General features: G+C 61.2%; 15 protein-coding genes. 12 read left to right on the forward strand and 3 right to left on the reverse strand.

Annotation, left to right across the window (positions count from 1 at the left end; translation table 11 throughout):
• The first annotated feature begins 46 nt into the window (after positions 1–46).
• The 12 genes from BLW11_RS15815 to BLW11_RS15870 are packed head-to-tail and all read left to right on the forward strand — an operon-like array spanning position 47 to position 9,038.
• Positions 47–1,753 (forward strand): GspE/PulE family protein, encoded by a 1,707-nt coding sequence (locus BLW11_RS15815; protein WP_048361893.1) that lies wholly within the window; start codon positions 47–49, stop codon positions 1,751–1,753.
• Positions 1,734–2,537 carry a hypothetical protein gene (locus BLW11_RS15820; RefSeq protein WP_048361892.1) on the forward strand — a complete coding sequence of 268 codons (804 nt, stop codon included), beginning with the start codon at positions 1,734–1,736 and terminating at the stop codon, positions 2,535–2,537. The genes BLW11_RS15815 and BLW11_RS15820 overlap by 20 nt, the downstream gene beginning before the upstream one ends.
• 1 nt (position 2,538) lies before the next feature.
• Positions 2,539–3,084 (forward strand): PilN domain-containing protein, encoded by a 546-nt coding sequence (locus tag BLW11_RS15825; protein WP_048361891.1) that lies wholly within the window; start codon positions 2,539–2,541, stop codon positions 3,082–3,084.
• Positions 3,071–3,619, forward strand: coding sequence for a GspMb/PilO family protein (locus tag BLW11_RS15830; protein WP_048361890.1), 549 nt, complete (start codon positions 3,071–3,073; stop codon positions 3,617–3,619). The genes BLW11_RS15825 and BLW11_RS15830 overlap by 14 nt, the downstream gene beginning before the upstream one ends.
• Entirely contained in the window at positions 3,619–4,143 is a 525-nt protein-coding gene (locus BLW11_RS15835) for a hypothetical protein (RefSeq protein WP_048361889.1), read from the forward strand. Before BLW11_RS15830 ends, BLW11_RS15835 begins: the two co-directional genes overlap by 1 nt.
• The gene (locus BLW11_RS15840) at positions 4,140–5,972 is read left to right on the forward strand and encodes a secretin N-terminal domain-containing protein (RefSeq protein ID WP_048361888.1); all 1,833 of its coding nucleotides are present in this window, start codon (positions 4,140–4,142) and stop codon (positions 5,970–5,972) included. Before BLW11_RS15835 ends, BLW11_RS15840 begins: the two co-directional genes overlap by 4 nt.
• A 2-nt stretch (positions 5,973–5,974) precedes the next feature.
• A complete protein-coding gene (locus BLW11_RS15845) occupies positions 5,975–6,448 on the forward strand; it encodes a type II secretion system protein (protein WP_048361887.1) in 474 nt (157 codons plus the stop codon).
• Positions 6,449–6,452: 4 nt separating this feature from the next.
• A complete protein-coding gene (locus BLW11_RS15850; protein ID WP_048361886.1) occupies positions 6,453–6,827 on the forward strand; it encodes a type II secretion system protein in 375 nt (124 codons plus the stop codon).
• Positions 6,802–7,341: a type II secretion system protein gene (locus BLW11_RS15855; RefSeq protein WP_048361885.1), complete on the forward strand. Its 540-nt coding sequence runs from the start codon at positions 6,802–6,804 to the stop codon at positions 7,339–7,341. The genes BLW11_RS15850 and BLW11_RS15855 overlap by 26 nt, the downstream gene beginning before the upstream one ends.
• Before the next feature lie 26 nt (positions 7,342–7,367).
• Positions 7,368–7,730, forward strand: a complete 363-nt coding sequence (csgE, locus tag BLW11_RS15860) for a curli production assembly/transport protein CsgE (protein ID WP_231984418.1) — start codon at positions 7,368–7,370, stop codon at positions 7,728–7,730.
• Positions 7,727–8,146 carry a curli assembly protein CsgF gene (locus BLW11_RS15865; protein WP_048361883.1) on the forward strand — a complete coding sequence of 140 codons (420 nt, stop codon included), beginning with the start codon at positions 7,727–7,729 and terminating at the stop codon, positions 8,144–8,146. The genes csgE and BLW11_RS15865 overlap by 4 nt, the downstream gene beginning before the upstream one ends.
• Before the next feature lie 31 nt (positions 8,147–8,177).
• Positions 8,178–9,038, forward strand: a complete 861-nt coding sequence (locus BLW11_RS15870; protein ID WP_048361882.1) for a CsgG/HfaB family protein — start codon at positions 8,178–8,180, stop codon at positions 9,036–9,038.
• A 235-nt stretch (positions 9,039–9,273) separates the two neighbouring features.
• Here the strand turns inward: BLW11_RS15870 and BLW11_RS15875 are convergent, their stop codons facing one another.
• Genes BLW11_RS15875 through BLW11_RS15885 form a run of 3 tightly spaced genes read right to left on the reverse strand, consistent with a single transcriptional unit; the run spans position 9,274 to position 13,518 of the window.
• Complete coding sequence (locus BLW11_RS15875) at positions 9,274–10,722, reverse strand: curlin (protein ID WP_048361881.1); 1,449 nt, start codon at positions 10,720–10,722, stop codon at positions 9,274–9,276.
• A 27-nt stretch (positions 10,723–10,749) separates the two neighbouring features.
• The gene (locus BLW11_RS15880) at positions 10,750–11,211 is read right to left on the reverse strand and encodes a curlin (RefSeq protein WP_048361880.1); all 462 of its coding nucleotides are present in this window, start codon (positions 11,209–11,211) and stop codon (positions 10,750–10,752) included.
• 57 nt (positions 11,212–11,268) lie between these two features.
• Complete coding sequence (locus BLW11_RS15885; protein ID WP_048361879.1) at positions 11,269–13,518, reverse strand: Ig-like domain-containing protein; 2,250 nt, start codon at positions 13,516–13,518, stop codon at positions 11,269–11,271.

Raw genomic sequence — 13,518 nt, forward strand, 5'->3', positions numbered from 1 at the left:
CGCCGCGTCGACAGGGCGTCAAGCCCCCGGCGTTGGAGAGCAAGCCATGGACCGTCTATCCCTTGCCGTAGAACCGGCACTGCCGGACTGCGTACCGCCTCCTTTCTCCAGTGAGCAACTGGCCCAGGCCCGCGCCCTCGCTGTTACTTCAGGGGAGCGGGTTCTGGAGGCCCTGGGAGTACTCTGTGAACTGGCCCCCATGCCTTTCATCGAATGCCTCGGCCGAACGTTGCACTACCCCGTTCTGGATACCGACACCCTGTTCAAGGCCACCCCGGTATTCGACCGGGTCACTCTGGCCCAGTGCCTCAAACGCGAGTTCATGCTGCTGCGCCACGACGAAACGGTCATTGGCGTGTTTGCCGATCCCTTTGATACTGCGCGCCTGGCCTGGATCGATGATTGCCTGCATGGCGCGCCGCTGTACCTGGTGCATGCCGATGACCTCAAGGCCTATCTGGCCCGTCATGAAGAAAGCTTTCATGCCGTGGAATCGCTCAACGCCCAGGCCGATACCCATGTTGAAAGCGACAACCTGCAAAGCTTGTCCCTGACCAGCATCAGTGAAGATGCCAGCGTTGTCGTCAAGCTGGTCAACTCGACCCTCTATGACGCGCTGAAAATGCACGCCAGCGATATCCACCTGGGCACTACCGGTGGCGGCCTGGTGATCAAGTACCGGATCGACGGGGTGCTGAACAACATCAGCAAGATTCAGGGCAGCGAGTTCGCCGAACAGGTGATATCCCGGGTCAAGGTCATGGCCGAACTGGATATCGGCGAGAAGCGTGTGCCTCAGGATGGCCGTTTCAAGATTGGCATCAGTGGCCGCCAGATCGATTTTCGGGTGTCCATCATGCCGAGCATTTTTGGCGAGGACGCGGTGCTGCGGGTGCTGGACAAGCAGGACCTGGCCGACAAGGTCAGCGGTGTACAGTTGCAGGCCCTGGGCTTCGCCGATGAAACCCTGCGCCAACTGCGGCGGCTGGCGGCCGAACCCTACGGCATGGTGCTGGTCACCGGCCCCACCGGCAGCGGCAAGACCACCACCCTCTACGCCATGATCACCGAGATCAACCACGGCGTGGACAAGATCATCACCATTGAAGACCCGGTGGAATACCAGCTGCCGGGCGTCCTGCAGATTCCGGTCAACGAGAAAAAAGGCCTGACCTTCGCCCGCGGTCTGCGCTCGATTTTGCGTCATGACCCGGACAAGATCATGGTCGGTGAAATCCGTGACCCCGACACCGCGCAGATTGCCGTGCAATCAGCCCTCACCGGGCACCTGGTGTTCACCACCATCCACGCCAACAACGTGTTCGACGTGATTGGCCGATTTACCCAAATGGAAATCGATCCCTACAGCCTGGTCTCGGCCCTTAACGCGGTGCTCGCCCAGCGGCTGATCCGTCTGGTCTGTGCAACGTGCAGCACGCCGTATCAGCCCAGTGCCGATGAGTTGCAACTGTCCGGGCTCGATCCACACAAGGTCTCTGACTACCACTTCGTCCACGGCAAGGGGTGCGGCCATTGCCGGGGTACCGGTTATCGCGGGCGTACGGCCATTGCCGAGTTGCTGCACCTGGACGATGAACTGCGCCAGATGATCGTCGAGCGTCAGCCCGTAGCAAAAATCAAGGCCCTGGCCTGTAGCCGTGGCTTGCGCCTGCTGCGCGAGTCTGCCCTGGAACTGGTGCGGGAAGGGCGGACCACGCTCGAGGAGATCAACCGTGTCACTTTTATCTCGTGATCAGTATGTGGCCGTGCTTGGCGCCAGTGGTGTCGGCCTTGGCCAGTGCCGCGTCGGCGAAATCCGGTGGCTGAGCAGCGTCGGCTTTATCGACGAAGGTTTCCATGCCTGGGCGGTCGCCCTGGAAACCCTTGACCGTCTTCTTGGCGAACATGCGGCGACAGGGGCTCAATTGCGCGTGGTGATCTCCGGGCACTTCAGCCGCTTTTGCCTGGTGCCCTGGAGCGAGCAGATCAACCGTCCCGATGAGCTGCTGGGGTTCGCCAAACTGTGTTTCGAGGACCTTTACGGCGCACCGGGCCAGGCCTGGAGTCTGGTGCTGTCGGCCGAGCCGGCAGGCTATGACCGGATCGCGGCAGCCTTGCCTCAAGCACTGCTGGAGCGTTTGCGCAGCCTGGTCGCGGGGCGCGGCCTGCGCCTGAGGTCGGTCCAGCCGTACTTGATGGCTGCGTTCAATCACTTCGATAAACGCCTGAGTACTGACGATTTCCTCTTTGTCGTGGCCGAGCCGGTGCGCAGCGTGTTGCTCCTGGCGCGAGAAGGGCGTTGGGCTGCAGTGCGTTCAGTGGGCAGTAGCGACAGCGATGCGGCACTGAGCGCATTGATCAGTCGTGAGCTCAAGCTGCAAGCGTCCAGCAGCGATCGCCCCTTGAGCATTTACCTGCATGCGCCAGCACGGCTGGACTCACCGCCCGAGGTGCCGGGTGTGCTGCTGTGTACGCTTGATGAGGACCGCACCGGCGTACGTGACAGCCTGTATGCCATGTCCCGGGCGGTGGCCTGACATGCGCGCGCTCATGCTCGATTTTCAGCCGTCTCGCCGGTCGGGCCCCTTGGGCTGGAGCCTGCTGGTGGCCGGTGTGCTGCTTGCAACGGGTTGCCTTGTGGGGCAGCAGCATTTCAGCGCCCTGGCCCAACAACAGCAAGGTGACTTGCAGACCACCCAACGGGTGCTGACTGGCAACAGCGGCGCCAAGGGCGGCTTGACTGCGGCCCAAACCCGCGAACAGGCGCAGAACCTGGCGGAGATGCGCAAGGTCTCCCAGCAATTGCGCCGCCCCTGGGAGCGTCTGTTTGCCACCCTGGAAAGCCTGCCGCTGGACAACATCGCCTTGCTGAGCCTGACCCCGGATGCCCGCAAGGGCCAGGTGCGCATCAGTGCCGAAGCTCGCGATCTGGAAGCCATGCTCGACTTTCACCGGCGCCTGGAGGCCAGTGACGAGCTGTCCGATGTGTCACTGCTGAGTCACGAAATCGTCGCCAACGTGCCGGAACACCCGGTGCAATTCAACCTGTCGGCGACCTGGGAGATTGGCGATGCAAATCCCTAGGCTGATTGTCTACGAGTACCTCCAGGGGCTCGGCGTTCCCGGCCTGGCCGGAGCGGCGCTGGTGCTGATTGCGCTGGTGTATGGCCCGGCCGTACTGATGCCCGAGTGGCAAGCACTGCAGCAGCTCAATCAACAGACCCGTGAAGCCAGCGAGTACCTGGCCCGTGTCGAAGACGGCAGCGTGGCAGCTCCGGCCGGCCCGCAACGCCAGCTTGACGATTTTCACAGCAAGTTACCGTCCCAGCCCCAGGCAACCGTGGCCATCGACAAGATTTATGCCCTGGCCGCCCAGGAGCACATCACCCTGGCTCGTGGCGAATACTCCCTGGGCATCGACCCCAAGACCCACCTGGCGCGTTATCAGATTTTGCTGCCGGTACGCGGCAGTTATCCGCAACTGCGTCGCTTTCTTCACGCCTTGCTGGGGCAGTTGCCGGCGGTGGTGGTGGAGGACGTGGAGTTTCAACGTAAAAAGATCGCCGACACCGACCTGACTGGCCGGATCCGCATGACCCTTTATCTGTCGAGGTCATGATGAACACTAAACGCGTGGTGGGCTGGGCAGGATTCTTCGCCGTGGCTGCGGCGCTGACCTGGGGCGCCGGATACCTGCAACCGGTGGAGGAGAGCGACGATCAGCTTGCCGTCGCTGCACCCACGGGCAAAAAACCTTCCATCTTGCGGGGAGACTTGCCTGCTGTATCGACCACGGCCAAGGCCGCACCGATTCGCGACCTGAGCCCTGTCGGCGATCTGTTTTCCGCTCACAGCTGGAAGGCTGCAGCGGTCCTTGCCACGGTCATCGAACAACCCGTTGCCGTGACCCCGGCCGAACAGGCCCCGACCTTACCCCCCATCCCTTTTCAATTTGTCGGCAGGCTTGATGACCGTCGCGACCTGCAAGTGTTTTTGCAGGACGGAGAAAAATTATACGTCGTGCGCAAAGGCGACGTAATCGACAACACGTGGCGGATCGAGGGCATTTCCGATGTGGAGCTGAGCTTCGTCTACCTGCCGCTGCATTTGTCTCAGACACTGTCTGTGGGGAGCTCGCAATGAACCGATCCCGTTTGATGATGAGCCTTGGCTTATGCGCCGTGCTCGTCGCGTGCAGCACTGCAAAGGTCGCGCAAAAGGAAGCGAGCGAGTTGATCGAGGCGGGCCAGTACGAAGCCGGCCTGGCACGGATCGAGGACGGACTGCGCGAGAATCCCCGCGATACCGAATTGCACCTTGCCTTGAGCCATGGCCGTGCCCGCTCGATTACGGCGCTGATGACCGAAGCCGACCAGGACCGCGCCAAGCGCAGTTTTGCGGCAGCCCGCATGGGGTACGGCCGAGTCTTGACCATCGAGCCGAACAACCGTCGTGCCCAGGACTCCCTGCGTCAACTGGACTACCTGCGCAGCATGGATGAAAAGCTGGAACTGGCCCGGGGCGACCTGCGTCGCGGCGACATCTACGGCGCCGACCGTCAGGTCAAGCAGATACTGGAACTGGACCCGAAAAATGACGGTGCCCTGGAACTGCAAGGCAGCATTCGCCTGGTTCAAAGCCGCAATGTCGTGCAGTACCCACAACTGCGTACCCGTCTTGATCGGCCGGTGACGCTGGAGTTTCGCGATGCCAACCTCAAGACGATCTTCGAAGTGCTGTCCCAGGTCGCCGGTTTGAATTTCATCTTCGACAAGGACCTGCGCCCGGACATGAAAGCCACCATCTTCGTGCGTGACGTGCGCATCGAAGACGCTGTGACCTTGTTGCTGCAGCAGAACCAGCTGCACCAGAAAGTGGTGAACGAAAACACCTTGCTGATCTACCCGGATTCGCCGCAGAAGCTCAAGGACTACCAAGAGCTGGTGATGCGCACCTTCTACTTGACCAGCATCGACGCCAACACCGCGTTGAACATGATCAAGACCATGCTCAAAACCCGTGATGTATTCGTCGACGAGCGCCTGAACACACTGACCATGCGCGACAGCGAAGATGCCGTTCGCATGGCGGAAAAACTGCTGCAATCCCAGGACCAGTCCAACCCTGAAGTGGTGCTGGAAGTGGAAGTCATGGAAGTCGCCCGCCAGCGCATTCTCGAACTCGGCCTGCAATGGCCGAACACTTTCGGGGTTCTGAACAGTGCGGGCGGGGATGTGACGGTGCTGGATCAACTCAAGGGCATCACTTCCAGCCGGATCAGCATTTCGCCATCGCCCCAGGCCAAGATCAACGCTCAGGACAACGACATCAATACCCTGGCCAGCCCGGTGATCCGGGTCAGCAACCGCGAACAGGCGCGCATTCATATCGGTCAGCGCGTGCCTATTATCAGCGCCACTGCAGTGCCCTCGACTCAGGGCCCGGTGATCACCGAAAGCGTCACCTACCTCGATGTCGGCCTCAAGCTTGAAGTCCAGCCCACCGTGCACCTGAACAACGAAGTGGCGATCAAGATCGCCCTGGAAGTCAGTAACGCCACGCCGCTGCAACCCACCCGTCAAGGCACGATCCCGGTCCAGGTCGACACCCGCAATGCCCAGACCACACTGCGCCTGCACGACGGTGAAACCCAGATCCTCGCCGGGCTGGTGCGCAACGACCATGGCGCCACCGGCAACAAGATCCCGGGGCTGGGTGATATTCCATGGCTGGGCCGGCTGTTCGGGAGCAACAAGGACACCGTTGGCCAATCGGAACTGGTGCTGTCGATCACCCCACGCATCGTGCGCAACCTGCCGTACCAGAGCCCCTCGGACATGGAATTCCCTACAGGCACCGAAACCAGCATGCACATACAGGCCCCTGAGCGCGGGATGGCGCCTGCGACCCGCACCGAAATCATCAACAGCCCGGTGGCCACCACCACCCAGGTTTTCGTAGAGAAGCCTTGATCATGAACGCCTCGCAACGTGGTTTTACCTTGATCGAAGTCGTGGTGACGCTGGCCCTGATCGGCCTTTTGGCCGGCATGGCGGCGCCGCTGACCGAGACCGTGGTGCGCCGGGGCAAGGAACAGGAACTGCGCACCGCCCTGTACCAGATTCGCGATGCCATCGACGCCTACAAGCGCGCATTCGACGCCGGTTACATCGAGAAGTCCCTGAACAGCAGCGGCTACCCGCCGAACCTGCAAGTGCTGGTGGAGGGTGTACGTGATGTGCGCAGCGCCAAGGGTGCCAAGTTGTACTTTCTGCGGCGAGTGCCCCATGACCCGCTGACATCGGTCAAACGCGACGACGAGGGCGGGTGGGGGCTGCGCTCCTACGACAGCTCGGCACAAAGCCCGCGTGAAGGTGAGGACGTGTTTGACGTGTACTCCAAGGCCCGGGGCAAAGGGCTCAACGGCATTGCGTACCGGGAGTGGTGAGCTTATGCGCCGGGAAAAAGGTTTTACCCTGCTGGAGCTGATGGTGGTCATGGCAATCATCGCCACGTTGATGACCATCGCCTTGCCGCGCTACTTCAACAGCCTTGAAGCCTCTAGGGAAACCACCTTGCGCCAGAGCCTGTCGGCGATGCGCGAAGCACTGGATCACTACTACGGCGACACCGGGCACTACCCCGAATCCCTGGAGCAATTGGTGGAGCAACGCTACTTGCGCAATCCGCCCATGGACCCGATTGCCGAACGCAAGGACACCTGGGTCCTGGTGCCCCCGCCTGAAGGCGTGGCGGGCGGGGTGGCAGACATCAAAAGCGGTGCAACCGGGAGGGCGCGTGATGGCAGTCTTTATTCCGAGTGGTAGGCCGTCAGGGGAGGGTGGGTTCACTTACCTGGGCGTGCTGTTCCTGATCATGCTCATGGGCATGGGGCTGGCCAGTGCCGGTCAGTTGTGGTCGACCGCTGCGCGCCGCGATCGCGAACGTCAATTGCTGTGGGTCGGCACTCAGTATGCCCAAGCGTTGCGTAGCTACTACCGCGTTTCGCCGGGCCTGGCCCAATACCCCAAAGCCCTCGAAGACCTGTTGCAGGACGAGCGCTTCCCCGATGCCAAACATCATATCCGCCAGCTTTATCCGGACCCGATCGGGGGCGGTGAGTGGAGCCTGCAGCGCGGTTTTGACGGTCGCATAACGGGCGTCAGCAGCCCGTCCACTGACAAGCCGCTCAAACAGGCGGACTTTCCCGGTCAGTGGTCGGACTTCAACGGAATGGCCAGTTACACGGATTGGCAATTTGTTGCCGAGAAAGCCTTTCTCGACGGCACATCCGGGCGGAACAAGGGGCCGTCCGGGGCCCGGCAGGGGGTGCAGCCATGAAATGCCGCACGTGGGCCGCCGTGGCCATGGTTCTGCTGATGCCGCTCGGTGCGGCCAGGGGGGACGAAGAAATGCTGGGCTTTATCGTCGATGACACGATTTCACACATTGGCCATGACTTTTACTACGCGTTCAGTGAGCGCCTGCGTGCTACCAGCCCGATGGATTTCAACCTGGTGGTACGCGAGCGACCTTCTGCACGCTGGGGCAGCCTGGTCACGGTGGAATATCAGCAGCGCCTGGTGTACCGGCGCTTTTTGGCCCCTAACACTGTGGAACTCAAGGACGAAGCCTACGAGGCTGCCGACCTGGTCCGCGGGCAGATTGTCCAGCGCAAGCTGGAAACCTTGTTGCAAGACACCACGGACCTTGAGAGGGACGAACTATGAAAACAAAAACACGTGCGCAGCATGCCTGCCTCTGGCTGTTTTGCCTGGGAGGTTGTGGTCTGGCCCAGGCCACCGAGCTGGTCTACACGCCCATTAACCCGTCGTTTGGCGGCAACCCGTTGAACGGCACATGGTTGCTGAACAATGCCCAGTCGCAGAATGACTTCGACGATCCTGACATCAAAGCGCGAATCACGCCTGTCGGCACCTCGGCCCTCGAACGCTTTACCAGCCAACTGCAGTCGCGGTTGCTGGGGCAGTTGCTGGACAACATCTCCACCGGCAACACGGGGAGCCTGTCCACTGACGCTTTTATCGTCAACGTTACCGATGACTCCGGGGCACTGACCATTGTCGTGACCGACCGGGCGACCGGTGAAATCTCGGAAATCCAGGTTAATGGCCTCGCTCCCTGATGGGGCTTTGGGTCGATGGGGAGAAATGGACATGAAGACAATACTGATGCTGGGGCTATTGTGTGCCGCCTTGCAGGGTTGCAGCCTGCGCGACACGGTATCGGCCGAACAGGATACCGAGGCACCGACCCTGACACCTCGGGCGTCGACCTACTATGACTTGCTGAAAATGCCCCGGCCCAAAGGCCGTCTGATGGCCGTGGTTTACAACTTTCGCGATCAGACCGGGCAATACAAGCCGACGCCGGCCAGCTCGTTTTCCACGAGCGTCACCCAGGGTGCGGCGAGCATGTTGATGGACGCCATGCAGTCCAGCGGCTGGTTCGTGGTGCTTGAGCGTGAAGGCCTGCAGAACCTGCTGACCGAGCGCAAGATCATTCGTGCCTCGCAGAAAAAAGCCGATACGCCGATCAATATCCAGGGTGAGCTGCCACCGCTCCAGGCGGCTAACCTGATGCTCGAAGGCGGCATCATTGCCTACGACACCAACGTGCGCAGCGGCGGGGAGGGCGCGCGTTATCTGGGCATCGACATTGCCCGGGAGTATCGGGTCGATCAGGTATCGGTAAACCTGCGGGCGGTGGATGTGCGCAGCGGCCAGGTACTGGCGAATGTCATGACCAGCAAGACCATCTACTCGGTAGCCCGCAGTGCCGGGGTATTCAAGTTCATCGAGTTCAAGAAACTGCTTGAGGCCGAAGTGGGCTACACCACCAACGAACCGGCGCAGCTGTGTGTCTTGTCGGCGATTGAATCGGCGGTCGGGCATCTGGTGGCCCAGGGCATTGAGCGCAAGATGTGGCAGGTGGCGGGAGACAGCTCAACCCCATTGCAGAATGAAACGCTGGGCCGTTACTTGTCCCAAAACAAAATAGACCCCGACGCTGAATAACCGAATTACTACGTGTGCCAGTCATCGCGAGCAGGCTCGCTCCCACAGGCTTTGCAGTACTCAATGTGTGTGGGGGGGAGCGAGCCTGCTCCCACAGGTTCAGCAGTGCCCGCAACACCTCAAACCACACCCGTGGGAGCGAGCCTGCTCGCGATGACTGGCAGGCACGCAGCCTGCGCAGCCATAAAAAAACCGCGGCCCCGTATGAAGGGGCCGCGGTTTTTTTGCCTCGGGTTTACTGCTGAAACACGGACGCCTGGTTGGCCGAACCGGATTGCTGCACGGTCGCCAGTTGCGTTACGCCACTCTGGTCGACACGGGCTATGTTGCCTGTCCCGCCCTGGGTCACGTAAGCCACGTTTTGTGTATCTGCCTGTTTGACAGTGATCTGGTTGTCACTGCCATACAGTTGTGCGGTGTACGCCTGGTTGCCACTGCCGGACTGTTCGAACGTGGTGCTGTTGCCGTCGCCGCTGGAGAAGCCCTGGGCCAGGTTGGTGGTGCCGCGCTGGTCAGCGATGAGGATGTTGTCGCTGCCGTTTTGATCGAAGTACAGCTCGTTGTAGTTGTCGGCCTGACTGATGGTGGTTGCGTTGCCGGTGCCTGACTGATGGGTCGTCATGATGTGGCCGACGCCGTCCTGGGTGAAGCTGGCCACGTTGCCACTGCCCACCTGGTTGACCGTTGCGCGCTGGTCCTTGCCAAACTGGCCACCCGCTTGCGGGCCTTTCCAGTTGCTGGCGTAGACCTTGTTGTCATTACCCAGCGAGGTGGCCGTGAGCACCTGGTTTTCACCGGCCTGATAGGTGAAGTGCACGTTGCCCGTGCCTTCCTGGTAAAGCGCCAAAGTCGAGCTGACCGACTCAAACTGGTCGGCGTAGATGGCATTCAGATCACCCACCTGCAGGATCTGGGCGAAGTTGTTCTCGCCAAAGCTTTGGTCGACCACCGCTTCGTTGCTCAGTCCGTACTGATTGATGGTGGTCAGGCTGCCGGTCTGGGTCTCTTGCCAGACTTCGGTGCCGTTGTAATCGCCGTACTGGTTGACCGTCACATTGCCACCCAAGCCGTTGCGCTGATCGGCGTAGGCGTAGTTGCCATCGCCTGCCTGGTTGATATCGATCTGGCCGGCTGTGTGGAACACCTGTTCAGCCGTGCCGTAGTTGGCATTGCCGTACTGGATGACCAGGGCATTGTTGGCGACACCCGCAGACATCTGCTCGATATTGGCTTCGTTGCTGTCGCCGAACTGGAACGTTTTGCCCGTGGTCCCGTCCTGACTGTCCTGATAGATAAACGAAAAGTTGCCGACGCCTTGCTGCAGTTGCAGCGCGACGCTGCCCCCTTCGCCGATTGACTGGCTGGCGTGGCTGACGTTGAAGGATCCGAGCTGTTGCTGGGTGATGGTGCTGGCGTTCTCATACAGTTGCTCGCCGTAAGCCGCGTTGTAATCACCCTCCTGATGCTGCTCTATGGGGCTGGTCGCGTGGTCTTGTACCGCGGCAGCGTCGTTGCCCTGGCCTGACTGCTGCTGGTTGGCGGTGCTGAGCGGGGCCTGGCTTTGCTTCACATCGGCAATGTTGGCCGTGCCGTACTGGTTTTGGGTGGACAGGCTGTCGTCAGCCATGGACTGGGCACTGACAATGACCAGGATGGCGGCGGTGAGGGGCGTCAGTTTAAACATGATGAAACCTCCAGGTAGCGCAGTGCTTTAGCGATATTGTTTGACTGAAACGCTCATGCCATTGCCGGCCTGGTTGACGGCGCTTTGCAGCCCCGTACCTGCCTGATTGATGGTGGCGTCGTTGTTGTTGCCGTTCTGGGATATCTGCGCACGGTTGTGACTGCCGCTCTGGCTGATGTCAGCGCTATTGCCACTGCCTTGCTGGGTGATGATTGCCATCAGGTCGTTGCCCTGTTGCAGGATGAAGGCTTCCTGATTGCTGCCCGACTGGACAATGGTGCCGAGCAGTGACTGGCCGTTCTGTTGCACGTGCGCGGTATTGGCCTGTCCGTACTGGTTGATCAAGGCTTGCTGGCCAACCGGCGCGGGCAACTCGCCAAGGTCGGCAGTGGCGGCAAGGTCGTCGTTTTCCATCAAGTCATCGGCCTGCGCTCCCGCGCTGCAACTGAGCGCAAGCATGCAGAGCAGGGCGACGGTTGAAGTGTTCATGGGTTGTCCTCCGGCAGGAGACCCGCCCCATCAGCGAAAGGCTGATGGGGCGCAGGCTCAGTTCGCGGTAACCGACACGGTGCGTACGGTGCCTTGGGACGAGGTGATGGTCGCGGTCGGGTTGGCCGAAGGCGCCACCGTGGTGATGTTACTCACCGTCAGCCGCCAGCGCCCGGTCACCGGTACTGTGGTAGTGCCCAAAGTGACCAGCCCGGTGGGGGTGGTGACCTGGATGGTGATGGTATTGCCGGTGATTACCGATGAAGTACCGGCAAAGTCCCAGGTGAAGCGGTTGTTGGAGCGTGCCGAGACGGTTGCCGTGGTGACGGTAAAGGTTTCCGCCGCCGGTCTTGGCGAGACTTGCACGGTCACCGTGGCGGGTGCTGTCGAGAGCGCACCCAGGCTGTCCCGTGCGATGTAGGTGAAGGTCGTGGTAAAGGCCGCTGTCACCGTGGCTGGCGGGGTGTACGTGAGTACCGTGCCATTACTGGTGACCGTGCCGCGACCCGCTGCCGGTTGGGTGAAGCTGGCGACTGCCAGCGGCAAGTTGCCTTCCGGGTCGGTGTCGTTGGCCAGCACACTGATCGGAATGGCGACACCCAGGGTCGCGACGGCATCGTTGACCGCTACCGGTGGCCGGTTTGGCGCAACGGTAATGCTGACGGTGGCAGCGGTGGTCGAGGCGAGGCCTTTAATGTCTTGTGCCTTGTAGGTGAAGGTGGCGGTCAACGGTGCATTGACCACTGCCGGTGGGGTGTAGATCACCGCAGTACTGCCACTCAGGGCCACCGTGCCTTGCCCTGCAGGGGGCTGGGTCAACGCGGTGATGCTGAGCGGTATGTTGCCATCCGGGTCACTGTCGTTGGCCAGCAGGTTAAGGGTGATCGGCACGCCGAAGCTGGTACTGCCGGTATCGGCAATGGCTATCGGCGGCTGATTCTCGCCTATGTTCGGGGCAGTCCCGACCACAACGACGGGTTCGGTATCACTGCCACCCGCTGCAGATTTGACGGTGACACTGGCTGGAGGTTGAACCAGGCCGGAGACGGTTATTCTCTGCAAGGTTCCGGTTTTGGACAGACGCCCGTAGCCTTGGGCAACCATGTCAGGAATGGCCACCTCATCGGTTGAGGTAGCCTCTATGAGAAGGCTTTTATTGTCCCAGCTGTAGCGCGCGGTCTGGATTTTCACCAGGTCAGTCAGCTTGCTCGATACAGAGGTTGGGCGTGTAGTGCCAGTGGGGTTGGTGGCGGTTATCACCACGACCGGCGGCACGGCGCCAGTAAGCAAGCGCTGCCCGAAGAAAAGGCCATTGTTGTCGCCAATCAGGTTGGTCTGGCAAGGCGACTGGGGTGGACCGGCGACCAGGGCAATGGATTCGCGAAAGCACACGGACGAAGTATTCGCCGCCTTGGCGAACACTTCAACCCGAGTACTGCTGCCGGCGCCGGCAGCAGTCCGCCGGTAAGTCGCGCGTGGAATTTCTACCGACGTTTGCGCCCGGCTGTCGAGCACCTTGCCGGCGACAGTGAAAAGGCTGGTCTGGATAGTGCCCGTGGGCCCGGCGATACGCACGAAGTTGGTGTTGTTGGGGCTGCCGGTCACGAGTTCGGTGAGGTTGGGGTCACCGACGAAGGTTTCTACGGCGCCGGTGTCCGGGTTCACTTCGGTATAGGGCCCGTTGACGCTGCGCAGGAACGGCCCGATGGCACCGTTTACCGCACCGCTGAAGTTGCCCGGCGCCCCGATGCCGACGTCTCGGGTAATGTTGATTGCCCGTCGCCCCGGAGTGGTCACGTTGACGGTTTCTACGCCGTAGGGATGGGTGATGGTGTAGACCCCTGCCACGGGAACCGAGACCCGGATGCGGATGCGCGCAAAGCTCTGCTGGTCGCCATCCACCGGGATTTCCGAGGCAAAGGCGGCTTCGATCCCGGCCACGTAGGCGTCCAGTTCAAAACCGCTGTTACCCACCGCGGGGATGGTGGTCTCGGCAAGGAACCAGAAGGCTTCTGGTGGCCAGTTGTCCGGAAACACCATCGGCTGGGTATCGTCGTAAATGCCCGGCTCCGGCAGCAGCGTGCACATGTAAGCCGGGGGCACGCTGACCGCTACCCGCGAGCTTGCCGCCCGGGACTGGCACAGCTCCATCGACAGCAGATTTTTGTCCTGATACCACATGGGGAATTTCCCCGTGGCGAAGGTGTAAGGACCAGGGTCGACGGCTGCGAGTTGAGCGAATGCGCTGCCGGTCAGCGATAGAGTCAGTCCCAGGGCGTTGAGCGCCAGGCGTGGCCAATTGTTCAT

This window comes from Pseudomonas deceptionensis (assembly GCF_900106095.1).
Taxonomy (GTDB): domain Bacteria; phylum Pseudomonadota; class Gammaproteobacteria; order Pseudomonadales; family Pseudomonadaceae; genus Aquipseudomonas; species Aquipseudomonas deceptionensis.

What these genes read in the sequence shown, in the direction of transcription:
- BLW11_RS15815 (WP_048361893.1), top strand. Translation starts at nt 47, where the DNA reads ATGGACCGTCTATCCCTTGCCGTAGAACCGGCACTGCCGGACTGCGTA.
- BLW11_RS15825 (WP_048361891.1), top strand. Translation starts at nt 2,539, where the DNA reads ATGCGCGCGCTCATGCTCGATTTTCAGCCGTCTCGCCGGTCGGGCCCC.
- BLW11_RS15830 (WP_048361890.1), top strand. Translation starts at nt 3,071, where the DNA reads ATGCAAATCCCTAGGCTGATTGTCTACGAGTACCTCCAGGGGCTCGGC.
- BLW11_RS15835 (WP_048361889.1), top strand. Translation starts at nt 3,619, where the DNA reads ATGAACACTAAACGCGTGGTGGGCTGGGCAGGATTCTTCGCCGTGGCT.
- BLW11_RS15840 (WP_048361888.1), top strand. Translation starts at nt 4,140, where the DNA reads ATGAACCGATCCCGTTTGATGATGAGCCTTGGCTTATGCGCCGTGCTC.
- BLW11_RS15845 (WP_048361887.1), top strand. Translation starts at nt 5,975, where the DNA reads ATGAACGCCTCGCAACGTGGTTTTACCTTGATCGAAGTCGTGGTGACG.
- BLW11_RS15850 (WP_048361886.1), top strand. Translation starts at nt 6,453, where the DNA reads ATGCGCCGGGAAAAAGGTTTTACCCTGCTGGAGCTGATGGTGGTCATG.
- BLW11_RS15855 (WP_048361885.1), top strand. Translation starts at nt 6,802, where the DNA reads ATGGCAGTCTTTATTCCGAGTGGTAGGCCGTCAGGGGAGGGTGGGTTC.
- csgE (WP_231984418.1), top strand. Translation starts at nt 7,368, where the DNA reads ATGGTTCTGCTGATGCCGCTCGGTGCGGCCAGGGGGGACGAAGAAATG.
- BLW11_RS15865 (WP_048361883.1), top strand. Translation starts at nt 7,727, where the DNA reads ATGAAAACAAAAACACGTGCGCAGCATGCCTGCCTCTGGCTGTTTTGC.
- BLW11_RS15870 (WP_048361882.1), top strand. Translation starts at nt 8,178, where the DNA reads ATGAAGACAATACTGATGCTGGGGCTATTGTGTGCCGCCTTGCAGGGT.
- BLW11_RS15875 (WP_048361881.1), bottom strand. Translation starts at nt 10,722, where the DNA reads ATGTTTAAACTGACGCCCCTCACCGCCGCCATCCTGGTCATTGTCAGT.
- BLW11_RS15880 (WP_048361880.1), bottom strand. Translation starts at nt 11,211, where the DNA reads ATGAACACTTCAACCGTCGCCCTGCTCTGCATGCTTGCGCTCAGTTGC.
- BLW11_RS15885 (WP_048361879.1), bottom strand. Translation starts at nt 13,518, where the DNA reads ATGAACAATTGGCCACGCCTGGCGCTCAACGCCCTGGGACTGACTCTA.